The organism is Chryseobacterium limigenitum (assembly GCF_900114875.1).
In the GTDB taxonomy this organism is placed as follows: domain Bacteria; phylum Bacteroidota; class Bacteroidia; order Flavobacteriales; family Weeksellaceae; genus Chryseobacterium; species Chryseobacterium limigenitum.
Window position 1 is genome coordinate 170,198 of record NZ_FPKW01000002.1, and the last position, 26,991, is coordinate 197,188.

The window sequence follows — 26,991 nt, forward strand, 5'->3', positions numbered from 1 at the left end:
TTATTTTTTTAAGTAGTAATTTGTAATAATTCTAAATAATATTTAAAGTTTTAAAAAAAATATGTTAAATGTATTTTTTGGTCTATAAAAAATACATTTTATGAAATAATAACTGTCAATTTTTGTTGAATCTTATTTATTTTATATAAAATTTAGAGTTTCCCTTAAAAAAAACTAACATATATGTTGTTGAAAAACTTGCAAGTGTTAATATTTATTAACATATTTGCCCATTAAAATATATTAAAATTTGTTAATATGAATGTTAAACTACGTGTATTAAGTGCGGGAGCTTTGTTTTTCTTAGGACAGGCTGCTTTTGCGCAAACAACTAAGAAGGATACAGTCCCGAAAGAAACTAAAATTGAAGAAGTAATAATCACTGGGTCTTATGGTATCAGACAGACAGCAGAGCAAATTACTGGAGCTAGTGTAAAGGTTAAAGCAGACCAATTAGAAAGACCTTCCGCTGTTTCAATTGAAGGAGCTCTTCAAGGGCAGGTAACAGGGCTAATGTCTACAGCTAGTAGTGGACAGCCTGGTGCAAATTCAATTACTCTAATTAGAGGTCTAGGATCATTAACATCAGGAAATAATCCTTTATATATTTTAGATGGAGTTCCAATTCCTTCAGGTGATATCTCAGGATTGTTAACCTCACAAAATGCATTGTCTTTAATTAATCCTGCTGATATTGATAATATTGAAGTTTTAAAGGATGGTGTTGCGACTGCTGTGTATGGTTCTAGGGGTGCAAATGGAGTAATTGTAATTACTACTAAGTCTGGTAAAAAAGGGAAGTCTGATATTAATTTTACTACTGAAATTGGTGCAGGAGATGTTGCCTTTGAAAAGTTTAAAATGCTTAATGCAGAGGAGTCTACAAAATTGTTCGGTTTAAGTTTATTTAATGCAGGACAAGCTGCTGATTTGCAAGATGGGTATGACATCGCTCAATCTGAGTATGCATGGGATGGGGTTTCTAACTATGACTGGAATAAAGCTGTAAGAAGAGCTAATCCAGCTTTCAGTAGATATAATGTAAATTATTCTGGAGGTGTAGGAAATCTTTCAATTTATGCTTCAATGGGGTATTTACAACAAGAAGGGATTTCTAGAGATTCTAAATTTGATAGATATAATGGAGCATTAAGAGCTGATTGGAAAGCGAGTGACAAGCTTAAGTTTAATATGTCGATTAATTTATCTCGTTCAGTTCAAAAAGGAGCAACAGATGGATCTTCATTTGGTAACCCAACATTTACTGGAAGGCTAATGTCTCCTACGCAGTCAATTTACAATCCTGATGGATCTTATAATACAAATCTTTATTATATCAACGCAACCTTTAACCCAGTTGGTATTCAGAATGAGAATCTAGAAAAAGGGATTTTCAATAAGATTATTACTAGTGTAGGTGCTGATTATCAATTTCTACCAAATTTTAGATATACATCTAATTTTGGACTAGATTATACATCTGGTAATGAATTATTATATTGGAACCCAGATTTTGGAGATGGTCTAAACGCTGGAGATACAAATGGGAATGGTAATTTATATAGGACTTTTAATAATTATTTTACATGGAACTGGTACAACTTTGTTCACTTTAATAAAGTTTTTGCAGAAAAGCATGATGTATCCGTTTCTGTTGGGTTTGAGGCAACTAGAACTGAACGTGAATTTAATAGTTCTCAAAAACAAGGATTCCCGGCTGGAACAAGAATTAAATATGCCGACGCGGGAACTAATGCTGTTGATATGACAGGTAGTGCTGACTTTAGAAGTTTAGTTGGATATGTAGGAAGAGTATCATATACATTTAATAAGTACTTGACTTTAGCAGGGTCTTTTAGAAGAGATGGTTATACAGGATTTACTGATTATTATGGTAACTTCTGGGGGACTGGTTTAAGTTTTGATTTTGGTAAAGCTGGTATACTTCCTGGATTCTTTAAGAGTTTGAAGTTGAGAGCTAGTTATGGACAAAATGGAAACCAGGCTGCAGGACCTTACGCAAAAATTGACCAATATTCATATAACTCATCTTATATTTCAAACAATGCAGGATTTATTTCAAATGTTGCTCCAGCTGAAGGTTTATACTGGGAAAAATCGGATAAATCAAATATTGGATTAGATTTCACTTTTGGTAAAAATGGATCAATCTATGGAACAGTTGAGGTTTATAGAAATAATAATACTGATCAGATATTTAATGTTCCTAATCCTGCTTCTACAGGGTTTACAACTTTGACTAAAAACTTAGCGGATTCATATTCAAAAGGTTTGGAAGCAACTTTAGGATTTAGAGTAGGAAGTGCTGAGGGATTGAGTTGGAATACAAAGTTTAATTATTCTTATAATGATAGTAGAATTAAAAGCTTAAACGGTGAGGTAAACCCTACAGCTATTGACGGGAATAAAGCTTGGTTGCCAGGTCATAATCCTACTGAATTTTACATGAGATTATGGGCAGGAGTTGATCCTAAAAACGGAGATCCACTTTGGTATACTGATGATACAAAAACAGCTACCACGAATAATTCAGGGCTTGCAAAGTTATCTTTTACAGGAAAACATGCATTGCCTACTCATATTGGAAGTTGGTATAATGAATTAAATTATAAAAATCTTAAATTATCATTTTTAATAAATTATCAAGGTAATTATTCTGTATATGATAGATGGGCATTTGTTTACGATTCTAGTGGGCAGTATGGTTATTTAAATCAGTTGTCATCAGCTTTATATGATTCTTGGACTACTGATAATACAAATGCTTCTCAACCAAAATATGTATATGGTGGTAATAAAAATGCTAATGCTGCATCTACCAGATATTTATTTGATGGTGATCACATAAGATTAAGAAATATTGAATTAGGATATAGATTTACTAAAGATGCCCTTAACATTAAGGGGATTAATGGAATATATGTATATGCAAGAGGTATTAACTTATATACTTATGCTTTTGATAAGAATCTTTATTTTGATCCAGAATCAAATTCAAATGCATTTACTTATACGGCTTCAAACCTAGGTGTGTATGATCAGACGCAACCGAATCTAAGACAGTATATGTTAGGGTTTAGTATAGATTTCTAATTAAAAAAATAATAAATAATTAATCATATGAAAAAATTTAAATATATAATTGCTCCTATAGTTTTTGCTACTTTTTTTGTGTCTTGTAGCGAAGATTTCTTGGATGAGAAACCTCAGGTGACTGTCGAGCTTAATCAAGGTATTACAAATGAAAAGACTCTTGAAATTGCAATTGCGGGATTACATAATTCAATGCAAAGTACAAATTCTTATGGAGCATTAATTCCTACATTAAATGAGCTTTTAGCTGATAATAGTTTTGTCAGCCTTAGAAACTCTAATAGATTTGCGGGAACAAGACAAGTTGATTTATCATATTATGTAAGACAGCAAGCTGATTTTGCAAATCTTTGGGGAAGTTTGTACTCTATTATTGCAAATGCTAATTTTGTATTAAGCTATGAAGGACAAATTCAGGATGATATTAATACAACTAATACACCTGAAAGCTTATTCGCTCAAGCTCACGCTGTAAGAGCTATGGCTTTTTATGATTTGGTTACTCACTTTTCAGAAGTTTCAGGAAATGGGAATCAAGATTTAGGAGTTCCTCTTCCATTGAAAGTAGATGTAAATGCAAAATTACCAAGAGCTACTGTAACTCAGGTTTATAATCAAGTTCTTGCCGATCTACAAGCGGCAGAAGGGAAAATATTGAATCAAGATAAGAGATTAATAAATAATGTTGCTGTAGATATTTTATTCTCAAGATATTATCTTGCAGTCAAAAATTATGGAATGGCAGATACTTATGCTCAAAAAGTTTTAAGCAATAATACTTTTTCGACAATTGCTACTACTACATCAGCTCCAACTATGTTTACTACTGCTAATGAAGGAAGTAATCCTGAAACTATCTTCCGACTAGAATTTAATGATAAAGATTTGCCAAGTTCTAATGATGCTATTATAGCAACTTGGTATTCTGGAGGAACATATAGACAAAATTTTGCCACAAGAGCATTTTACGATAAACTTTCAACTGCGGATGTTAGGAGAAATACTTGGTTTAGATTAACTGGTGTTGGCTCACCATCTCTGGCTGCTTTTCCAGATACTCCGAAACCTGTAGATGTTGCTAAATATACTGCAATTGGTACAGATGTTATATTAATGAGAAAATCTGAAGCGGTATTTAACCAGTTAGAAGCTCTTTATTATACTAATCCAACCTCTGCATTAGCTAAGTTAAATACATATGTCTCAACATATAGAGCACCAGGATACGTTTTTGCAGGTACTGGGCAGGCTTTATTACAAGAGATTTTATTTCAAAAAGATGTTGAACTATTCTTAGAAGGATTTAGATATCGTGACTTGAAGAGAAATAATTTAGGATTCACAAACCCACAAACAGGAGTTGCGTTAGATCCTACAAAGTATCAATTTAAGGCGTTCCCTGTTCCTCAAAGTGAGATGTTAAGTAATCCAAATATTGCTCAATATCCCGGTTATTAATCCAACAATAATCATATAATTTAAACCCTGCTCTAAGCAGGGTTTTTTATTTCCTTTTATTTCTTATTTTTGCTGTACAAAATTTTATATGAGAACTTCATGTTGCATGTGACTTTTTGAACAATATAAACGAACATATGAAGTACATACTTTTTATAATAACCTTCTTCAGCCTTATTTCTAAAGCTCAGGTGGTTAATAAAACAGACTCTAATAAACTTAAAGAAAATCCGGCGGATACTTTGGTGGTTGACTCTGGAAAAAAAGATTCCTTAAAAATATTTAAGCCTACCATTAACGATTATCAATATCAGACACAGTTTTCAGAAAAAAAGGTGTTTGATACAGTGATGACTTTTGAAAAGACTTATATTTTTTCACAGTATAACAATAAAGATAATTTTGGGAAAGTACAGGTTGCCAATATTGGGGCTGGCTTTAATCCGTTGTCTTATGAAGTAAACGCTGAACAGAACCTATCCTTATTACCGGAGAACAAATCGTACGGAATTATAGGCATCAATGATGTTCAGTATTACGATGTAAAAACGCCAACGGCTACGTTTGTTTATCATAATGCAATGAAAAATGGAGCTGCTTTAAAATCAACTTATACTCAAAACATAGGTAAAAGATTCAATTTTGCTCTGGAATATATGGGATTGCGTTCTCAGGGAATGTACCGAAACTTCTTGGCTGCCAATAACAACACATTATTTTCCGGACACTATGTTTCCAAAAGCGGTAACTATGAATTGTTCGCGCATTATTTACACCAAAACGTAAACAATCAGGAAAATGGAGGAATTGTTGAAGATAACCTTTTCCAAAGTGGAGACAGTGATTACAGAAACAGACAAAATGCTCAGGTTAATTTGGCTTCCAGCAGTTCGCAGTATTCATATAGAAGATACTATTTAAGCCATCAGTTTTCGCCTTTCAATTCAGAGAAATACCCTTTTAGGATTAGGCATACGATCTTTCATCAAGGGAATAAATATTATTATGCCCAGGGGCAGTTGGAACCTTACTGGTATGATGCACCACAGGAAATTGTTACCGGTTTCCCTCTTTCAACAAAAAAATATTCGGATAATTTAAGTAACACGGTTAGTTTAGTTTGGGATAATGAAAAATTCAAACTTGATGCAGGGGTGCGTTATCAAATGCTGAAATTTGGTGCAACTCCGATTACGTTACCAATCTTAGAAATTCCAAACGAAATCAAAGAAAACAGAATTGGAGCGGTAGGAAATCTTCAGGTAAAACTTTTAGATAAAATACAGTTGAATTCATTCCTTGAATTTTCAAACGGAAGCCAGTTCGGAACTTATTTAAAAACTACGAATAACCTTAAATTTGAACCGATAAAAGATTATTTTGTAAATGCTAAGGTTAATTTTCAAAGTGTCTATCCGTCATTCAACTATCTTTTAAATACATCGAACTATAATAATTTTAATTATTATCTTCAAAATGCAAAAAATCAGGCGATCACAGAAATCGGAGGAAATGTAAACCTAAAATGGTTCAAAACAGAGCTATTTGTAAACTATTTCAGAATTGATAACTATACGTATTTCGATCAGTTTGCAGCACCAAAACAAAGTGACAGTTCGCTGAATATTTCACAAATAGGAGGAGATGCAACCTTTACTTACGGCCGTTTTCACCTGAATACAAGGGTACAGTTCCAAAATGCCTTAACGAATAAAGACTTGTTGCCAATGCCAAGTTTTATTGGTAGAGCGAATATTTTTTATCAGTCTAAAGCTTTCAAAAATGCTGCAGAAATTCAGGCGGGAATTAAAGTATACTATTTCTCAAAATTTGCATCAAGAGATTATTCCCCGATACTGAACGAATATCTTTTACCCAACTCAAGTTCATTTTCAATTGGCGGACAGCCGATCGCGGATGTTTATTTTAACATGAAGGTTAAAAAAATGTTTTTCTTTGTTGAAGGTCAGCAGATCGGGACACTTATTGCACACAATCAAGCCTATGCATTTCCACATTATCCGGTCTATGATTTCAGACTGAATCTTGGGATTGTTTGGTATTTGTTCAACTAATATTATACATCAAAGTTGAAAACAATTAATAAAATATCATTTAACGATATAGAAAGCATTCCTCAATTGATCAAAGATTTTTTGAATCACAAAATTGAAGGTTTCGAAGAAAAAACATTTTCTTTTGATAATTTTAAAAAGCAGATTCATCTTAAACAGGATTCTTTTTCGCAAGACCAAAGAAACGTTTTATTTGATACGCTTGAAGACCAATTAAAAGATTTAAAACTTTCATCAAAGCAAAAGGAAAATTTAGATAATTTAAAACAGCCTAATACTTTTACAATCACAACGGGTCATCAGCTGAACCTATTCTCCGGGCCTGTTTTCTTTGTGTACAAAATATTGCAGACGATTAAAACCTGTTCTTATTTAAAACAAAGTTTCCCTGATTTTAATTTTGTTCCTGTGTATTGGATGGCTTCGGAAGATCATGATTTTGCCGAGATCAACCATTTTAAAACGGACAATAATTATTATGAAATTAATGAAAAGTCTGGTGGTCCGGTTGGAAGAATAAAGATCAGCGACACATTTTTCATTTCAGAATTTGAAAAAGAATTTAAAGATTCTGTTTTTGGAACTGAATTGATTTTAATGTTGAAAGAAGCTTACAAAGTTGGAAATACGCTTACTCAAGCTATTCAAACTCTGGTTAACAGGCTTTTTTCAGATCTTGGTTTGCTGATTATTGATGGAGATTCTAAAGAGCTTAAAACGCAGATAAAAGATATTTTTAAAGATGAACTTCTTAATTTCAGTCTGCATGAAACATCAAAAGATAAAGTTGATTTTCTGACTGAAAAGTATGGTAAAGTTCAGGTAAATCCTCGTGAGATCAATTTGTTTTACTTTTCAGAAACGAGAGACAGAATTGATTTTGATGGACAAAATTATATCGTTGTTGATAAAAATATTCAATTCACTAAAGAAGAAATTTTGAATGAATTGGAAAATCATCCAGAAAGATTCAGTCCCAATGCGTTGATGCGTCCGGTGTATCAGGAAAAAGTTTTGCCGAATTTGGCGTACATCGGAGGAAATGCAGAGATCATGTATTGGCTGGAACTGAAAGATTATTTCACAAAGATCAATATTCCGTTTCCTGTTTTAATTCCGAGAAATTCAATGTTATTTTTAAACGAGAAAACAATCGGGAAAGTTGAAAAATTGGATTTAAAAATTGAAGATTTTTTCCAAAACTTTACTACAATTACAAATAATAAGGTTTTAAGCAATAATGCTATCTTAGAGTTATTGGAAAAAGAGGAAAATATTCTTACAAATAGTTTTTCTGAATTAAAATCAATCGCTGAAACCACTGAAAAGTCTTTTGGCAATATGGTAAAAGCTGAAGAAATAAGACAATTGAAATCATTCAAAAGAATGAAAAAACGTCTTCTTCACGCTGAGAAAATCAAACAGAGCGAATTGTTGGAAAGACTGGAAAAACTATTTTTAGATGTACACCCTTCTAAGACCTGGCAGGAAAGAGTTTATAATTTTAGTGTATTTTTCGCAGATTATGGATATTCGTGGCTTGAAACTTGTTTGGAAGAGATGGTGGTTCAAGATTCAAAATTAATAATTGTTGCCATTTAATTTTAAAGAAGTATTTTTGTAAATTATAATTATCGACTATGATAAAGAGGTTTTTTATTCTATCCAGTTTATGTATGTTTTTGGGCATGTCTGCTCAGAAATCTCACACCGTTGTAAAAGGGGACAATCCTTATAATATTGCCAAAAAATACGGAATAACTGTAGATGAATTGCTAAAACTAAATCCAAAGTTTAAAGACGGAAAGTTGGCGATTGGAGACGTTGTTACGGTTAAATCTGATAAAACGGCTACACCTTCAGTTCCTAAAACAACTGTGACTGTTGTTGAAAAAGCTAAACCGAATTCTAAGACTGGCAGAATTATTTTGCAGCCTAAACAAACTGTTTACGGCATCACAAAACAATACCGCATCTCAGAAACTGATTTGAGAAAATTAAATCCAGAATTGGATTCTCACATGAAGATCGGAGATGAGATCACATTGCCTCTTGACAGCATCAAAAAATATGGTGGTGAGCAGGCACAGGCTGCCGTTACAACTCATACAGAGGTAAAACCTGCAGAGAAAATTACGGTTGCTGATACGTCTAATGTTCCTGCTGATAATAATATTTTGTATGTTGTTCAGGCAAAAGACAATTATTATAGAATTTCAAAACAGTTTAATGTCACTAAAGAAGAACTTTTTGCCTTAAATCCAGGATTGGAGGAAAAAGGTTTAAAGCCGGGCGAGTCTATTAAAATTAAGAAATCAAATACATCAGTTGCGGAACCGGTAGCGAACACAAAAGCGACTATCGATTCAGGAAGTGAAAAATCTTCTTCAAATTCATCAAATACAAGCACCGCTTCTGAGGATGAATATGCAACGTATACAGTTGTGCAGGGAGATACCGTTTTCTCTATCGTAAATAAATTCGGAGTGTCGATTGATGAGCTTATTGCTCTGAATCCAGATTTATCTCACGGATTAAAAACAGGAATGGTTTTAAAGATCAAAAAACTGGATCCTGCATATATCAAGAAAAACGGTGATGCGTTGAGCGTAGTTTTGATGCTTCCTTTCGGATACAGTACAAACGAAACTCAATACAGAACAATGGCTTTGGATTTCCTTACAGGCGCTAAATTGGCGATTGAAAGAAATGCGAGAAACGGCCAGAAATTAGATGTTAAAATCGTGGATTCAGGAAATGAGGCGTCATTTAAAAATTCACTGACTCAGATCAATCCTAACAATACGGATTTAATTATCGGCCCATTCTTTAAATCTAACGTTGTAGATGTTTTAGACTTTACTAAAAATCAAAAAATCCCGGTTGTTGCACCATTTGCCAACTCTCCGGAGTTATATAATTACAGCAATTTAATTATTGTTGAAACAAATGATCAGACGTACGCTGATAAAATTATTGAGGAAGTAAAAGGTGTTTATTCTGACCAAAAAATTTATGTAGTTGCAGATGCTAAAAAAGATAATGCGAACTACATTAAAGCTGGTTTGGAAAAAGCAGTTAAAAATCCTAATGTAATTATTGTAAATTCTCCTGCAGATATTCAGCTTGATCAAAATATGATGACGGGACAATCTGCTCCGGTTATTGCCATTTTGGCGAATGATAATGATGCTTTGGGTGATGCTTTTGCCAATAAAGTAATTGCTTTGTCTAAAGAAGTTCAGGGAGTGAAAGCTTTCAGTATGTATTATTCTCCGGTTTTCGAAAAGAAAGTGGATGATCTGAGTCAGGCTAATCTGGTATATTTAATGGATAGAAAAATCAATGCCGATGGTGGTTTTGAAAAAGAAATCCTTGCAGCATATAAAAGTAAATATTGCAAAACTCCTCCTAAATATGCGATCGTAGGTTTTGATGTCGTAAATGATATGTTGACCAGAGAAAACAAAAAAGGAGAGATTTTCAAGCAAATGAATAAAGTTCAGACTCAGTTGGCGACCAAATTTGAGTTTGTAAAATCTAAAGCAAACGGAGCTTATGTAAATACAGGTTATCGAGTGATTAGGTTGGTTCCGTAAATGATTTGAATCAATTTAATTAAAAACATTAACCTTATATTTATATTTGCATAATATTTTAAATCAATACATGAAAGCACTTGTATTTCCTGGGCAGGGTTCTCAGTTCGTAGGAATGGGAAAAGAATTGTACGATTCTAGAAAAGACATAAAAGATCTGATGGAATCTGCCAACGAAATTTTAGGGTTTGATATCCTTTCCATTATGTTTAATGGAGCAGATGAAGATCTTAAGAAAACGGAGGTTACCCAGCCTTCAATTTTTATTCATTCAGTAGCTGCTTTGAAAGCAGTGAACGGTCTTGGAGCCGAAATGGTTGCAGGACATTCTTTAGGAGAATTTTCAGCATTAGTTGCCAACGGAGTTTTATCTTTTGACGACGGTCTGAAATTGGTTTCCGAAAGAGCAAAAGCAATGCAGGACGCCTGTAACGCAAATCCAAGCTCAATGGCAGCAATTTTAGGATTGGAAGATGCTAAAGTTGAAGAAATCTGCGCACAAATCAGCGGAATTGTAGTTCCCGCAAATTACAACTGTCCCGGACAATTGGTGATTTCTGGGGAAACAGCAGCTGTTGAAGAAGCTTGCATTAAGCTAAAAGAAGCAGGCGCAAAAAGAGCTTTATTGTTACCAGTGAATGGTGCATTTCATTCTCCATTGATGCAGCCTGCACAAGAAAGATTGGCGGCAGCAATTGAAAAAACAAAATTTAGAAAAGCGACAATTCCTGTTTATCAGAACATCACAACGACAGCGGTGACAAACCCTGACGAGATTAAACAAAATTTGATTGCACAATTGACAGGCCCCGTAAAATGGACACAATCTGTTCAAAACATGATTAAAGACGGAGCCAATAACTTTGTTGAAGTTGGACCAGGAAAAACGCTTCAGGGACTGATCAAGAAAATTGACAGTTCTGTAGACGTTGCTTCTGCAATCTAATAAAAAAAATATGGGCGAGATATTTTCACCGGGAAAGCTAATGCTTACTTCAGAATATTTCGCGATAGACGGAGCTCTTGTCTTAGCGGTACCCACCAAGCTAGGACAAGAGTTTTTCTTTGATGAAAAGGAAGACGGGAAATCTCTGATTCTCTGGGAAGCCTATCATCAAAATAAATTATGGTTAAAAGCTGTCATTAATTACGAAAACTGGCAGATCTTAGAAACCAACATTATTTCCAGTGCTGAATTTATCCTTAAAACCTTAAAAAACGTTCAGAGTCTTTCTGAAACCAAATTCAAAAGCACACATTCTTATCATTTAAAGACAAACCTTCAGTTTCCTGCCGATTATGGTCTTGGAAGTAGCTCTACGTTGATGAATAATCTCGGAGAATGGGCTGAAATTGATCCTTTTCATTTAAATTCCATCAGTTTGGGAGGAAGCGGTTACGATATTGCCGTGGCAAAAGAGAAATCTGCCATCCTTTTTCAAAGTAAACCTGAGATCAAATATGAAAGGGTAAATTTCGATCCTTCTTTTAAAAATGAGCTTATTTTTATTCACCTGAATCAGAAGCAGGATAGTCGTGAAGGAATCAATTTTTACAAGTCAAAAACCAAGTCTCAAAAACTGGTCGATGAATTTTCGAATCTTACAAGAAATATTTTACTATGTAACGAATTGGAAAATTTTTCAGAACTAATGTTAGTGCATGAGCAAAAAATATCAGATTTTCTTGAAATCCCTACAGTTAAGGAAAGGTTTTTTACCGACTGCCCTTCATTTGTTAAAAGTTTGGGTGCCTGGGGTGGAGATTTTGTCATGAGTGCCAAATTTGATGGCTTTAAGGACTATTTTTGGGGAAAAGGTTTTACTACTGTTTTTGAATGGTCTGATATAATTAATTTATAATCAACATTTTACAAAGTCCTATTTTTATTTGTCAATCTGACTTATATCATTATATTTAAAGTGCCTTTAACAATTAATTAATATTAATTTTGTTGAACCCAAAAAAGAAATAGAAAATATAAGTAAAATGAAACACGCTAAAATCATCCAAGATTTAGAAAAATTAGGGATTAAAGGAGACTATGAAATTCAATATAATCCTTCTTATGAAGAGTTATATCAGGCTGAAATTTCTCCTGAAAACCAAGGCTTTGAGAAAGCAGAGCTTACAGAATCTGGTGCGGTATCAGTAAAAACAGGAATTTTCACAGGTCGTTCTCCTAAAGATAGATACATTGTACAGGATGATGTTACAAAAGACACGATTTTCTGGGATGGTAAAGTTAATCTACCAACTTCTCCGGAAATTTTCCAGTCTTGTAAGGAATTAGTGTTGAACCAGCTTTCAACTTCTAATAAAATTTATGTTGTAGATGCTTTCTGTGGAACGAATGCAGATACAAGACTTAAAGTAAGATTCATTGTAGAGGTTGCCTGGCAGGCGCATTTTGTTACAAATATGTTTATCCGTCCATCTCATTACGAGTTAGAAAACTTCGGAGAGCCTGATTTCACTGTAATCAACGGATCTAAAACTACAAACCCGAACTGGGAAGCTCAAGGATTAAATTCTGAAAACTTTGTGATGTTTAATCTTACTGAAAAACTTCAGATTATCGGAGGAACTTGGTACGGTGGAGAAATGAAAAAGGGAATGTTTGCAATGATGAACTATTACCTTCCATTGAAAGGTATGGCATCAATGCACTGTTCTGCAAACGTAGGTGAAGAGGGAGATGTTGCTCTTTTCTTCGGTCTTTCAGGAACCGGAAAAACTACTTTATCAGCTGATCCTAAAAGATATTTGATCGGTGACGACGAACATGGCTGGGATAATAATGGAGTATTCAACTACGAAGGTGGTTGTTATGCAAAAGTAATCGACCTTTCTGAAGAAAAAGAACCGGATATTTTCAGAGCAATTAAAAGAGATGCGCTTCTTGAAAACGTTGTTGTAAACAATGGAGTTTCTGATTATACAGACGGATCAATCACTGAGAATACAAGAGTTTCTTATCCGATTTATCATATTAATAAAATCGTTTTACCTTCAAAAGCAGGTCACGCGAGCAAGATTGTTTACCTTTCTGCAGATGCGTTCGGAGTATTGCCTCCGGTTTCTGTTTTGGATGAAAACCAGGCTCAATATCACTTCCTTTGCGGGTATACTTCAAAATTGGCAGGAACTGAAAGAGGAATTACTGAACCTGAACCATCTTTCTCACCTGCATTTGGTGAAGCGTTTTTAACATTACACCCAACAATGTATTCAAAAACATTGATTGGAAAAATGAAAGAACACGGAGCTAAAGCATATTTGGTTAATACAGGTTGGAACGGTACAGGAAAGAGAATTTCTCTGAAAGATACAAGAGCAATCATTGATGCGATCATTGACGGTTCTATTGAAAATGCTCCTAAAACTAGAATTCCTATTATGAATTTGGAAATTCCTTCTGAATTACCAAACGTTTCTGAAGGAATTTTAGATCCTAGAAATACATACAATGAAGTTTCTGAGTGGGAAGAAAAAGCAAAAGATCTTGCTGCAAAATATATCAAAAACTTTGATCAGTACTGTAATACCGAAGAAGGGAAAAAGCTTATTGCTTCCGGACCTCAATTACAGCAACAGACAACAAACTAAAAATAAAAATCCTCATCAAAGCGATGAGGATTTTTCTTTTATATATTTTTAAGATGCTTCGACTCTGCTCAGCATGACATTTCTAATATTAACTGTTTATTTTCAACAGTACATTTGTAGCGATGTCATGCTGAGCGGAGTCGAAGCATCTCTTATTTTGAATTCTAATAAATTATTTCAAACTCAAAATCGCCAATTTATATCCATCCATTCCAAAACCAGACAAAACAGCATCAGTATTGGCAGCCGTCACAGACTTCTGACGAAATTCTTCTCTTTTGTAAATATTACTAATGTGAACCTCCACTTTTTGCTTCTGAATATTCTTTAAACAATCCGCAATCGCATAAGAATAATGCGTAAAAGCTCCCGGATTGATCACCAAAGCATTAAAATCATCTTCCTGAAGTCTGTTAATCAGCTCACCTTCAATATTTGATTGGTAATATTGTATTTCATGAGCAGGAAATTCAGATCTTAAATTTTCCAAATAATCTTCCATAGAAACTGTTCCGTAAATTTCGGGTTCTCTTGTGCCTAAAAGATTCAAATTAGGGCCATTGACAATTAAAATTTTCATTCTATAAAATTAAAAACTTTTTTCAATTAAGACTCAAATTTTTCATTTTTAATGAAAATGCACTTTTACATTATTTTTAATGATATTTCTCATATTTAAAAATTTAACATTTTATATAACTGTCTATTTTAATGATTTTTAAGTTTAAATTAACTTAATTTTCATAAAATTATAATTAAAAAAATTAAAGTCTACTTGTTTTGTAGACTAATTGTTTTTAGATTTGCAAACATATTTCGATCGGCTTATAAAGAAAGATGGAGGGAACTGACCCTATGAAATCTTAACAACCTGCAGAAAGCAAGGTGTTACATTCAGCCTTTAAAGGAACAATAAGCATTTGGTTAATCGTATTTATCGATGCCCTTTGCTGACTTTTCTGCAAAGGGTAAATTTTTAATATTAGATAAACAAAATTGATTATGATTAGCAAAAATTTAATTAATTCTAAAATTTGGATTCCGCCAGTTGCTGTGTTTTTCTTGGGAATTATCAGCGTACACGGTCAGGAAACAAAAAAAGATACACTTCGCGAAAAAGAGATAGATGAAGTAGTGGTGGTGGCTTACGGAAAAGCTAAAAAAACAAGTTATACAGGTTCGGTAGCAACGATTTCAAGTGAAAAGATCAATAACAGACCTGTTACGAACATTACAAAAGCATTGGAAGGGCAAGTTCCGGGACTTCAGGCGGTAAGTTCTTCAGGGCAACCGGGCTCAACAGCTTCGATCAGAATTCGTGGAATAGGTTCGGTAAGTGCTTCTAGCAATCCGCTATTTGTAGTTGACGGAATTCCTTTTGATGGAAATATCAATTCTATCAGTCCAAACGATATTGAATCGATCAGTGTTTTGAAAGATGCAACGGCAAGTTCATTATACGGTTCAAGAGGAGCCAACGGAATTATCATCATCACGACAAAATCCGGTAAAAAAGGAGAGGCTCGAGTGAATTTTAATATCAGTCAGGGTTTTTCAAGCAGAGCGGTGAAAGATTATGAACAGGTAAGTACTGATCAATATTACGAATTATATTGGGAAGCATTGAGAAATGGCTATAAATCAAGTCAGGTATCTTCTCAGCAGGCTGCGCAGATGGCAACCGATAATTTGGTGAATGCTTTGGGAATTAATCCTTATGGTGAAGGTTATCCCAACCCAGTCGGAACAGACGGGAAGCTTTTAACAGGTGCAACCGCTTTATGGAATGACAACTGGAAAGATATTTTGCAAAGAACGGCTTCAAGAAATCAGGTTGACTTAGATTTCAGCGGTGGAAATGAAAAAAGTAATTATTTTTTCTCGTTAGGATATTTGGATGATAAAGGAATTGCGATCGAATCTGGTTTTAAAAAATACAGTACAAGATTAAAAATCAATTCTGAAGTCAAAAAATGGTTGAATGTCGGAGCGAATTTAGCCTACACGAACAGTCTTCAGGAAGCACCGCCTTCATCCGATTCAAGAACGGATAATGTGATCAATGCGGCGAGAGTGATTCCGTCTTTTTATCCTTATTATGAAAGAAATGCAGACGGAAGTTATAAGCTGGATTCAAACGGAAATTACATTTACGATTTCGGAAAATACAGACCAACAAGTGCTTTGCAGAATGAAAATGCAGCCGCAACGTTGCCTTTAGATAAAAACGAAAACAGAGAAGATAACTTTTCAGGAAAAGGTTTTGCAGAATTTACTTTCTTGCCGGAGCTGAAATTCAGAACAAGTTTCTCTGTTGATTTGGTGAATTATAACGGCCATTATTACACCAATCCATTATTGGGAGAAGGTGCGGAAATTGGAGGTTCGGTGACGAAAACCAACTCAAGAACGCTTTCTTACACGACGAGTAATATTTTGACTTACGATAAAAAATTCGGACAGCACCATATTAATATTTTAGGTGGTCAGGAGTTTTATCATTACGAATATCAAACGATTTCAGGAAGCAGAAGTCAGTTTTCACTTCCTTATTATTACGAACCTGATGCCGCAGCTTTGTTAGGCAGTTTCAGCGGAAACAGTGATAAGTTGGGATTATTAAGTTTCTTAGGAAAAGCAGAATACGATTATCAGAATAAATATTTCCTTTCCGGATCGGTAAGATCGGATGGATCTTCAAGATTTTCTCCTGAAAACAGATGGGGGACTTTTTGGTCAGTCGGTGGTTCTTGGAAAGCTTCGAATGAAGACTTTATTAAAAATTTAAATTTCTTCAATCAACTAACGCTTCGTGCAAGTTATGGAGGGCAAGGAAACGACAAATTGAGCACGTATTATGCTTACCAAAGTTTGTATACTTTTTACAATAATTTAGGTGAAGGCGGAACGGTTGCCAGCAAATTACCAACTCCCGATTTGAAATGGGAAACCAACCTTAACTTAAATGTAGGTCTGGAATTTGCGATTTTAAAAAACAGGATTAAAGGTAATGTTGAATATTTCCAACGCCAGAGTAAAGATCTTTTATTTGGAATGCCTTTGGCGCCGTCATTGGGTTTCACCGAGTATCAGGCAAATATCGGCGAATTAAAAAATACAGGTTTTGAGTTTTCATTATTCACAACTCCGATCAAAACAAAAGATTTTGAATGGAATGTTGATCTTAATTTAAGTACTTTAAAAAATGAAATCACAAAACTTCCGAAAGGTTCAATTGTAAGCGGAACAAAACTGTTACAGGTTGGAGGTTCAATCTATGATTTCTTCATTCCTGAATGGGTTGGGGTAGATCCTAACAACGGAAATCCGCTTTGGAAAACAATTACAACCGATGCCAACGGGAATGCGGTAGAAGGAACAACTTCTGAATATGCAAAAGCTACAAAAACGTTGCAGGGATCATCACTTCCGAAAGTTATGGGAGGTTTGACGACAAGTTTAGCGTATAAAAACTTCGATTTCTCAACATTGGTGACTTTCAGTATCGGAGGGAAGATTTTAGATACAGATTACACGATGTTAATGCATAACGGAAGTTCGGCAGGACGAGCTTGGAGTGCAGAAATGCTGAACAGATGGACGCCCGAAAATACAAATACAGACGTTCCGATTTTAAGTACAACAACCAATAACTGGACTTCAACTTCATCGAGATTTTTGTATTCAGGAACGTATGCTAGAATTAAAAATGTGAGTTTAGGTTACACGCTTCCATCAGATTATTTTGGAAGATTAGGGTTGAAAAAATTCAGAATTTATGTTCAGGCAGAAAACCTTTTAACATTCTACAAGCATAAAGGAATGGATCCGGAGCAAACGTTAGACGGAACAACCTATTACAGGTATCCTGCGATGAGAACGATAACTTTCGGTTTACAGGCAACTCTTTAAACATTTAAAATTAAGACAATGAAAAAATTAAAATATCTATCTTTTGCTTTAATCGCGGCATTTTCATTCATAAGTTGTGAAAGTGATCTTGAAACTGCTCCGACCAATCAGGCTGATGAAGCGGAGGTTTTCAAAACGGCAGAAAGTGCAGAAACAGTAATCAACGGAACTTGGGCAAAATTCAATGATGATGGGACAACCTATGCAAACATCGGATACTCAACAGTGTTGAGAACAAGTGATGCAATGGGAAGCGACGTTGCGGTTTTGACCAATAAATACGGTTTTCCCGGAGCTTATGCTTTCACAGATTTGGTGAATAATACAGGAAGCCGACCTCTTTACATCTGGAATTCGTTGTATTCTGTGATCAATAATATGAATAATGTGATCGCCAGAATTGATGCTGCAGAAGGAACTCAAGAGAAAAAGAATCAGGTGAAAGGTCAGGCAAAAGCGTTGAGAGCATTTTGTTATTTTAACCTGGCGAGTTTTTATCAGTTCAGTTATTTTAAAGATAAAAATGCATTGACGGCTCCAATTTATACAGAACCAACAACGACAAGCTCAGTCGGAAAGAAAAAAGCAAGTCTGGAAGAAATTTATACGTTAATTAAAAGTGATTTGACGGACGCGGACAACTTACTTCAAAATTATACAAGAAATAATAAAGATAAAATTGACAGATCTGTAGTAAACGGTTTGTTGGCAAGAGTTTATCTAAATACAGGCGAATGGACGAAAGCTGTAACTTCTGCAAGAATTGCCAGAAACGGATATGCTTTAATGACTGCCGAAAAATACAAAGAAGGTTTCAACGACATCAGCAACGGAGAATGGATCTGGGGACACGGGCAAACGCAGGAGCAATCCGGTGAGAGCTATGCTTTCCATTTTTTGGATGTTTCGTCTTCGGGAAGTTATTATTACAGCTTCATGGCAGATCCTTACTTCAAAGATTTGTTTGATACGAATGACATCCGCTATTCTCTGTTCTCATGGGACGGAAATCCCGGCAGAGAAGGGCTTTTGAGATATGCTAAGTTTAAATTTAAAGCTAATTTAATTGCAGATATTGTTTTCATGAGAGCTGCCGAAATGTATTTAATTGAAGCTGAGGCCGAAGCCAGAAACGGAAATGTAAACAATGCTGTGACAGTTTTAAATCAATTAAAATCAGCAAGAAATGCGAATGTTTATAGCGGATCTTTAGCACAAAATGATGTGATTAAAGAAGTTTTAATTGAAAGAAGGAAAGAATTATTCGGAGAAGGCTTTTCATTGTCAGACATCATCAGAACGCAGGGAACTGTCGCGAGAAAAGCTTACACCAACTCAAACGGGCAGGCCATTCAGGTGCAGATTACAACTCCCGCCGGAGTAGTGAAAACGGTTAACGGGAGAGGGCATACGATTTTTGCTTTTCCTGATCAGTCGCCGTTTGTTGCGAATAGCAGATATTATTTGTTTTCAATTCCGCAGAAGGAGATTGAAAATAATCCGAATCTTTAATAGTTTGATTTGATTTTTTTTTAAGAGCCATTGCATGATGTGATGGCTTTTTTATTGTATCTCTAATAATTTTTATTTTTAATTTCCTCCCATTGAATAATAAGGGGATACATTTCTTTTACACCGTATTTTTCATATAAGGAATCTTTTTTGTAATTCTTTAAAAGAGAATTTAAATCTGGGTTTTGATTTAATGGAGGGAATAACATATACCTGGTTCCTCCTTTAAAGCCTTTTTCTTTCTCAAAATCTTCACCCACGGATGTCTTTTTAACAAAGTTAAAAGAAGCAAAATAGAATACAGGAATTAGAATAGGGAGTGCTAAAGGTATTTTAGGGAATCTGTCTAATCCCCGCCCTATTAAAATAATGATAAATACATACGGAACTAGCTGGAAAACATACACATCGGATACATTATGTTTTATACAAAAAAATAAAAAAGGGAGGGCGCCGATAAGTAGGTAATTAATATATTTCTTACTTTTCAATCCCCAGAAAGAAAACAAAATAAAAAATAAGAAATTATACCCCAGGATCACGGTATTTTTCATTATGCTTTTAAAAATTGTTGCAGGATCATAATCAAAAAGGGAATTCTCATAAGCATTATCTGTAAATATAGATATCAGTGGATGGCGGCCAAATGCAACGGGAAGTAATAGAATTGAAAATAAACTAAGCGTAATGAGCCCACCGTAAATAATATTTTTCTTTAAAAGTTTAAAGTTTTTAAAAATTAAATAACAATAAAAAGGGCCAAAAAGTATCGTTTGTATGTGTATTAAAAAAAGAATTCCTAGAAATATAGACAAATAATAGAAATATTTTATATCCTTTTGTTTCAGGAATTTAAATACATTAATTAAAAACAAGATAACAAATAATATATAAAATGTATATACTTCTGTAATAATAGCCTGCCTCCAAAATGTAAAAGATAAACCAAAGATCATGATGCACATCAGGGATGATTTCTCGGAAATATCAAGTAAAATCAATAATTTTCTTAAATAGAATAAGGCCAGTAGACCGGAAATTATACAGACTCCCACAAAAAGAAAATGCACATTTATGAATGGCAGTATTTTATGAGCTAAACCTAAAACATTAGAAAATAAAAAATGGTTGGTAGCATTAGATTCAAATGAAAATCCATGATAACCTTGTATGGTGAAACCAATGCTGTCGCCTAGTGACGGGTCTTTTCCAACTGAAAAAAAATATATAATTCCTAAAATGAAGAGGAAAATAATAGTGTAATTATAATATTTGTTATGCATGTACTATATAAGATGCTAATTGTGTTTTTTACAAAAGTAATAAATTAGTTACTCGTATAAATTATTCTAGCGTGCTAATTCAAACTTTGGATATAGCAGAATACCAAATTCATCAAAGAGATGAGTTTTTTCATTTTCTTCATCACTGTTAGGTGTTTCGAGATAATAGAGTTTTTTTTCTCCTTTTTTAATGGATTTGATATTTTCCTGTGAAAGATTATTAATAAGTTTAACCTTTTTAAAATCAAAATTTCCCATTAAAACCAATTGTTCATAGAAATTTCCCACGTGAATAACCGAGTTTTCAGGAGTGGATTTTATTTTCTGAATTAAAATTTTACAATATTGTAGTTCTTGATCTTCATAATTTTCATTCATAAAAATTGAACCTTTTATATGAACCTTTTTTGTATTGATGTGAATAAGAAAAGGTGAAATAAGTAATGAAAATAAGGCAAATTTCATCAGTTTATCAGAAAGAATTCTTTGTAAAATAATTAATATGAAAGGAATAGACGGGATTAAATATCCTGATTCCAAAGGAAATTTCACAAAGAAAATAAAGTTGATAAAGATCATTAAAAAACAGAAAACAATAAAATAATCTTTCAATAAAAGCTGAATGTTTTTAAATCTATCTGTAAAAAATTGCATAACTAATGAGGCCAAAATTCCCAAAGTACCAATTGCTCCATAAACATACAAAGTACTCAAACTGAAAAGACTGAATAGAGAAACACTTTCTGTACCGTAACTATGCAGAAAATCACCTTCATACCTTACAATAACTGGCAGGAAAAAGAAAATAGCAGATAAAACTAAAAGTACTGAAAATATAATAGTTTCTTTCAGATTTTTACCCAATTGAAAATAAGCTATGAAAGTAAAGGCTGGCAGGAAAATAGCATTATTTAATCTACAGCTTATCATTAAACCGAAGAAAATAACTGCTGCCCATTTCTTTTTGATCAATATAAAATAAAGGCTTCCCAACATGAAAAATAAAGACCAATTATAGTCCATTACAACCGTACTGTTCAGATAAATAATCGGAATAAAAGATAAACTAACAGCTAATAAAAAAGAAAGAGAAACTTTAAAATATTCTAAAATCCTGTAGAAAAATATACAGGCACCCATTGTAAATAGGATCGATAAGGAATTCAAGTACCAATAAGGCTGTTTATAAAATAGAGAAAAAACAAATTCGGGAAACGGATAGCCAGGAAAACGCGAAACATTATAGATATGATATTCACTTAAAATTTTACCCGAATAAACTTCTCTCCATCCATCAAGATCCTGTCCCAAACTATTGAAGATGAAAGGGATTCTCGATAATAGAATTATCAGAGCAATAATAATTTCTTTATTATTTATTTGGGGTTTGGTGATCATTAATTTGTTATCAGTGATATCGGTCATTTCTAATTGGAGATCCTCAAAAGTATAAAAATACAATTTGATTTTACAAAAAAACTCTACCTTTGTCATAATGAACCTATTCAGATTGATTTTGGCGATGTATTTCGTGGTGTTATCCGTAATGCCATGCGAAGACATACATAAAGAATTGGGTTCCGGCAAGACAGAATTATCATTAAATATCGACGAATCACATTCAAAAGACAAAGGAGATATCTGTTCTCCGCTGTGTATTTGCAATTGCTGTCAGATTACGGTGACAGCTTTTAAAATGGATGTTTCAATGAACATTCCTCAAAAGATTCAAGCTTATTTTTCCAAGAAAATTCTATTTCAGAAAAATAATTTTGCCTATCAGGTATACGACCATATTTGGCAGCCTCCTAAGATTTAATTTATTGATTTTAAATATTCCATGAAACTTTGCAATACCGTTGCAGAGGTATTCATGATATTTTTGCGTCTCATTTTTAAATGAAATGTAAAATATTCTCAATAAAATTAATCGATTGTCTGTCTTTGGATCTTTGCTGAGTGAAACGCCTTTGCGATCTTAAAAACGTTTAGTAGTTAAAAAAAACTTAGCGTCCTTTGCGTTAAAAAAATAAAACAGACAATCACAAATTAAATCTCAATTTGTGTTAGATAAAATCATAAAATTTAGTATCCAAAACAAGATCATTATTGGAATAATGACCTTGCTTTTGACCATTTGGGGAAGTTGGAGCGCCACAAGATTGCCCATTGATGCCGTACCGGATATTACCAATAATCAGGTGCAGATTATTACTGTTTGTCCTACGTTAGCGGGGCAGGAAGTAGAACAGTTGGTCACTTTTCCAATTGAACAGAGTATTGCAACGGTTCCGGATATAGAAGAAACCCGAAGTATTTCAAGATTCGGATTGTCGGTGATTACGGTTGTATTTAAAGATAAAGTAGATGTCTATTTTGCCCGACAATTAATCAATGAAAGACTAAAGCAGGCTGAAGAAAATATTCCTAAAGGAATTGGAACGCCTGAGTTAGCGCCTGTCAGTACAGGATTGGGCGAAGTCTATCAATATATTTTGCATCCAAAAAAAGGAAGTGAGAAAAAATACAATGCGAAAGATCTCCGCACCATGCAGGACTGGATTGTTTCCCGACAATTATACGGGACAGAAGGCGTTGCTGAGGTCAATAGTTTCGGAGGCGAGCTGAAACAATATGAAGTGGCCGTAAATCCCAATCGGCTAAAAGCAATGGGAGTAAGCGTTGCGGATATTTTTACTTCCTTAGAAAAAAACAATCAAAATACAGGCGGAGCGTATATTGATAAAAAACCGAACGCTTATTTCATTCGTGGAATTGGCTTGGCAACTTCGATAGAGGATGTTAAAAATATTGCTGTAAAAAATACGGGAAATATTCCTGTTTTTATTAAGGATGTGGCAGATGTCCGTTTCGGATATGCAACGCGTTATGGGGCGATGACGTATAACGGACAAACCGATGCCGTGGGGGGAGTGGTTATGATGTTGAAAGGAGCGAATAGCAATGATGTTGTGAATAGAATTAAAGAGAAAATTCCAACCATTCAGAAATCGTTGCCGGCAGATATTGTGATCGAACCATTTTTAGACCGAACCGATTTAGTAGATCGAGCCATAAGTACAGTTGAAAAGAATTTGATTGAAGGAGCATTGATTGTGATCTTCGTTTTAGTTGTATTTCTCGGCAATTTCAGAGCAGGATTAATTGTAGCCTCAGCAATTCCTTTATCGTTATTGTTTGCTTTAGGAATGATGAATGTGTTCGGAGTAAGTGCCAATTTAATGAGCCTTGGAGCGATTGATTTCGGTTTAATTGTAGACGGAGCCGTAATTATCGTTGAAGCTACTTTACATCACTTAGGATTAAGAAAATCCGTTCAAAAATTAACACAAAGTGAAATGGACGAGGAAGTTTTTCTGTCTGCTTCAAAAATTCGTGGAAGTGCTGCTTTCGGAGAAATTATCATCTTAATTGTTTACATTCCGATTCTTACTTTAGTTGGAATTGAAGGTAAAATGTTTTCACCAATGGCTAAAACAGTAGGTTTTGCAATTTTGGGAGCATTGATTCTTTCACTGACTTATATTCCGATGATGTGCGCGCTTTTCCTTTCAAAGAAAGCGTCTTACAAAGAAAATTTTTCAGATAAAATGATGAATTGGCTGCAAAAGATTTATCAACCTTTATTACAGAAAGCCATTAAAATTAAATATGTAATTGTTGGACTTACCGTTGTTTTATTCTCAATCTCAGCATTGATTTTTAGCAGAATGGGTGGGGAGTTTATTCCACAGTTGCAGGAAGGAGATTTTGCGTTCCATTGTATTCTGCCGCAGGGAAGTTCATTAAGTCAGAGCATCGAAACTTCCATGCAGGCTTCCAGATTGATTAAACAATTTGATGAGGTGAAAATGGTAGTCGGAAAAACAGGTTCTGCCGAAGTTCCTACAGATCCCATGCCGCCGGAGGCCACCGATTTAATCATTGTGTTAAAACCTCAAAAAGAATGGAAATCAAAGAAATCTTACACTGAATTATCAGATGAAATTACAGAAAAGCTGGAAGTAATTCCAGGAGTTTTCTTTGAAGCGAATCAGCCGATTCAAATGCGTTTTAATGAATTAATGACAGGAATCCGACAAGATGTTGCGGTAAAGATCTTCGGTGAAAATATGGATACGCTCTCTATTTATGCCGATAAAGTGAGCAAAGTTATTCAAAATGTTGATGGAGCAACTTCTCCGCAGGTTGAAAGAGTGGGCGGACTTCCGCAGATCAATGTGACGTACGACAGAACGAGGATTGCCAATTACGGATTGAATGTTGAAGATGTCAACAATGTTTTGAGTACCGCGTTTGCAGGAAAAACAGCCGGCCAAATCTTTGAAAATGAAAGGCGTTTCGATCTTGTGGTAAGACTGGACAGTTTATACCGAACGGATATTGAGGATGTAAGTAATTTGATGGTTCCAACCAATACCGGAATTCAGGTTCCATTATCTCAAGTGGCGAATATTGAATATAAATTGGGGCCAGCACAAATTAGCCGTGAAGCAGGAAAACGCAGAATTGTCATCGGTTTTAATGTCAAAGGAAGAGATGTGGAAAGTGTAGTGAATGATATTCAGGGAAAACTCACAAAAGAGGTAAAACTTCCATCAGGATATTATTTTACGTACGGTGGTCAGTTTGAGAATTTAAAAGAAGCAAGCCAACGACTGATGATTGCCGTTCCGGTATCACTTCTGCTAATCTTTATGTTGCTGTATTTTACATTTCATTCTTTCAAACAGGCAACTTTGATATTTACGGCGATTCCGATGAGCGCGATCGGTGGTATTTTTGCTCTTTTGTTGAGAGGAATGCCTTTCAGTATCAGCGCAGGAATTGGTTTTATCGCCTTATTTGGAGTGGCGGTTCTTAACGGAATTGTGTTGATAGGAACATTCAATCAATTAGAAAAAGATGGAGTTACCGACGTGTTTAAAAGAGTCATTGAAGGAACGAAAACCAGATTAAGACCCGTTTTAATGACTGCAACGGTAGCTTCTTTCGGGTTTTTACCGATGGCGATAAGTACAAGCGCCGGAGCAGAAGTTCAGAAACCTTTGGCAACCGTGGTTATCGGAGGATTACTCTCCGCAACTTTTCTTACTTTGTTTGTATTGCCAATGTTGTATATTATTTTTAATTCTAAAATTAATATTAAAGATAAATTGCTGAAAAAGCCTTTAACAGTAATCATTTTAATAGGAAGTTTATTTTTAGGTCAAAATTTTAAAGCGCAAAGTTCAAGAGAAATTTCATTGAATCAGGCAATAGAATTGTTACAGGAAAATAATCCTTCTATAAAAGCAAAGGATCTCAATATTCAGTCTTCTGAGGCATTGAAGCCAACCGCAAAAGAAATTCCTAAATTGGATTTCAGCACACAGCTCGGACAATATAACAGTCCGAAATTTGATCAGTCTTTTGCTGTTTCGCAAACCATTCCGTTTCCCACTTTGTTTAAAGCCAGAAAGGAATTAATTCAGGAAGAAATTAAAGCCAAAAAGATTGAAAAACTGGTTACCGAAAATGAGTTGATCAAACAGGTTAGATCTTATTTTTATCAGATTGAATATTTGCAGTATAATCAATCAAAACTGCAATACCTCGATAGTTTGTATGGCGATTTTATCAGAATTGCAACAGTGAGATTTAAAGCAGGAGATATTAAAAAAATAGAAATCAACACCGCGGAAACGCAGAAAGGAGAGATTAATCTTTTGTTTCAGCAGAATAAAGTCTACTTAAATAATGCTTATAAAAATTTAAAGGTTTTATTGAATACAGATGAAGAGATTTCCATTCCTGATTCTCAAAAATATGAGCCTTTAAAAGTTGAATATCTTCTAGACAGCGCAACGGTTTCCAATCATCCGTCGATCCAGATTTTTAAACAAAATATGGAAGTATTGGAAAAAAATAAAAATGTTGAAAAGGTGCAGGGATTACCGGATTTTAGTATCGGATATACTAATCAGTCTTTGATAGGTTTCCATACTTTAAATGGACAGGAAAAATACTATGGCGCTGAAAATAGATTTAATTCTGTAAGTATCGGAGTGGCTATTCCATTGACTTTCGGTGCTACAAAAGCAAGAATAAAATCGCTGGAATACCAAAAGCAGATGGAGGAAAAGAACGCGAAGTTTCAGCTGCAACAATTGGATGTTCAACTAAAAAATTCGTTCAGCCAGTATCAGCAGGATGTTCAGCAATATCAATACTATTTAAATCAGGCAATTCCTAATGCGAAAAGTATTGTAAAAGCCGCTCAGTTAGGCTATAAAACAGGAGAGATCTCTTATATAGAATATTTGTTTGCACTTCAAACAGCAACCAATATCGAGCTGAAATATTTGCAATCCATTCAACAGGTGAATCAAACTGTTGTCAACATTAATTCTTTAATCAACAAATAAA

Annotated in this window: 15 protein-coding genes and 1 riboswitch; of the genes, 12 read left to right on the top strand and 3 right to left on the bottom strand. The window is 34.3% G+C overall.

Going from position 1 to position 26,991, the window contains the following annotated elements; translation table 11 throughout:
* The first annotated feature begins 258 nt into the window (after window positions 1-258).
* From BT156_RS03470 to pckA, 8 genes are all read left to right on the top strand, one after another.
* A complete protein-coding gene (locus BT156_RS03470) occupies window positions 259-3,114 on the top strand; it encodes a SusC/RagA family TonB-linked outer membrane protein (protein WP_072407270.1) in 2,856 nt (951 codons plus the stop codon).
* Window positions 3,115-3,141: 27 nt separating this feature from the next.
* Window positions 3,142-4,572, top strand: coding sequence for a RagB/SusD family nutrient uptake outer membrane protein (locus tag BT156_RS03475; protein WP_072407272.1), 1,431 nt, complete (start codon window positions 3,142-3,144; stop codon window positions 4,570-4,572).
* A 137-nt stretch (window positions 4,573-4,709) separates the two neighbouring features.
* Window positions 4,710-6,647 carry a putative porin gene (locus BT156_RS03480; protein ID WP_072407274.1) on the top strand — a complete coding sequence of 646 codons (1,938 nt, stop codon included), beginning with the start codon at window positions 4,710-4,712 and terminating at the stop codon, window positions 6,645-6,647.
* Window positions 6,648-6,662: 15 nt separating this feature from the next.
* Window positions 6,663-8,249 carry a bacillithiol biosynthesis cysteine-adding enzyme BshC gene (gene bshC, locus BT156_RS03485; RefSeq protein WP_072407276.1) on the top strand — a complete coding sequence of 529 codons (1,587 nt, stop codon included), beginning with the start codon at window positions 6,663-6,665 and terminating at the stop codon, window positions 8,247-8,249.
* A 38-nt stretch (window positions 8,250-8,287) separates the two neighbouring features.
* Window positions 8,288-10,246, top strand: coding sequence for a LysM peptidoglycan-binding domain-containing protein (locus BT156_RS03490; RefSeq protein WP_072407279.1), 1,959 nt, complete (start codon window positions 8,288-8,290; stop codon window positions 10,244-10,246).
* A 70-nt stretch (window positions 10,247-10,316) separates the two neighbouring features.
* Entirely contained in the window at window positions 10,317-11,192 is an 876-nt protein-coding gene (fabD, locus tag BT156_RS03495; RefSeq protein ID WP_072407281.1) for an ACP S-malonyltransferase, read from the top strand.
* Between the two features lie 10 nt (window positions 11,193-11,202).
* Window positions 11,203-12,108, top strand: coding sequence for a GYDIA family GHMP kinase (locus tag BT156_RS03500; RefSeq protein ID WP_072407282.1), 906 nt, complete (start codon window positions 11,203-11,205; stop codon window positions 12,106-12,108).
* Between the two features lie 127 nt (window positions 12,109-12,235).
* Window positions 12,236-13,855 (top strand): phosphoenolpyruvate carboxykinase (ATP), encoded by a 1,620-nt coding sequence (gene pckA / locus BT156_RS03505; protein WP_072407284.1) that lies wholly within the window; start codon window positions 12,236-12,238, stop codon window positions 13,853-13,855.
* A gap of 172 nt (window positions 13,856-14,027) precedes the next feature.
* Here pckA and BT156_RS03510 read toward each other — a convergent pair whose 3' ends face one another.
* Window positions 14,028-14,435 (bottom strand): type II 3-dehydroquinate dehydratase, encoded by a 408-nt coding sequence (locus BT156_RS03510; RefSeq protein WP_072407286.1) that lies wholly within the window; start codon window positions 14,433-14,435, stop codon window positions 14,028-14,030.
* 242 nt (window positions 14,436-14,677) lie between these two features.
* A riboswitch (SAM riboswitch) is annotated at window positions 14,678-14,774 on the top strand.
* An 83-nt stretch (window positions 14,775-14,857) separates the two neighbouring features.
* Here BT156_RS03510 and BT156_RS03515 point away from each other — a divergent pair.
* Both BT156_RS03515 and BT156_RS03520 read left to right on the top strand, forming a co-directional pair.
* Entirely contained in the window at window positions 14,858-17,767 is a 2,910-nt protein-coding gene (locus tag BT156_RS03515) for a SusC/RagA family TonB-linked outer membrane protein (RefSeq protein WP_072407288.1), read from the top strand.
* An 18-nt stretch (window positions 17,768-17,785) separates the two neighbouring features.
* The gene (locus tag BT156_RS03520) at window positions 17,786-19,279 is read left to right on the top strand and encodes a RagB/SusD family nutrient uptake outer membrane protein (RefSeq protein ID WP_072407290.1); all 1,494 of its coding nucleotides are present in this window, start codon (window positions 17,786-17,788) and stop codon (window positions 19,277-19,279) included.
* A 62-nt stretch (window positions 19,280-19,341) separates the two neighbouring features.
* On the opposite strand, the gene BT156_RS03525 is transcribed toward BT156_RS03520, so the two are convergent.
* Both BT156_RS03525 and BT156_RS03530 read right to left on the bottom strand, forming a co-directional pair.
* Window positions 19,342-20,562, bottom strand: coding sequence for a protein O-mannosyl-transferase family (locus BT156_RS03525; RefSeq protein ID WP_072407292.1), 1,221 nt, complete (start codon window positions 20,560-20,562; stop codon window positions 19,342-19,344).
* A 66-nt stretch (window positions 20,563-20,628) separates the two neighbouring features.
* Window positions 20,629-21,987 (bottom strand): glycosyltransferase family 39 protein, encoded by a 1,359-nt coding sequence (locus BT156_RS03530; RefSeq protein ID WP_139255400.1) that lies wholly within the window; start codon window positions 21,985-21,987, stop codon window positions 20,629-20,631.
* 70 nt (window positions 21,988-22,057) lie between these two features.
* Between BT156_RS03530 and BT156_RS03535 the strand changes: the two genes are divergently transcribed.
* Together BT156_RS03535 and BT156_RS03540 are read left to right on the top strand one after the other, a co-directional pair.
* A complete protein-coding gene (locus tag BT156_RS03535; RefSeq protein WP_072407296.1) occupies window positions 22,058-22,381 on the top strand; it encodes a DUF6660 family protein in 324 nt (107 codons plus the stop codon).
* Between the two features lie 244 nt (window positions 22,382-22,625).
* Window positions 22,626-26,990, top strand: a complete 4,365-nt coding sequence (locus BT156_RS03540) for a CusA/CzcA family heavy metal efflux RND transporter (protein WP_072407297.1) — start codon at window positions 22,626-22,628, stop codon at window positions 26,988-26,990.
* The last annotated feature ends 1 nt before the right edge of the window (window position 26,991 follow it).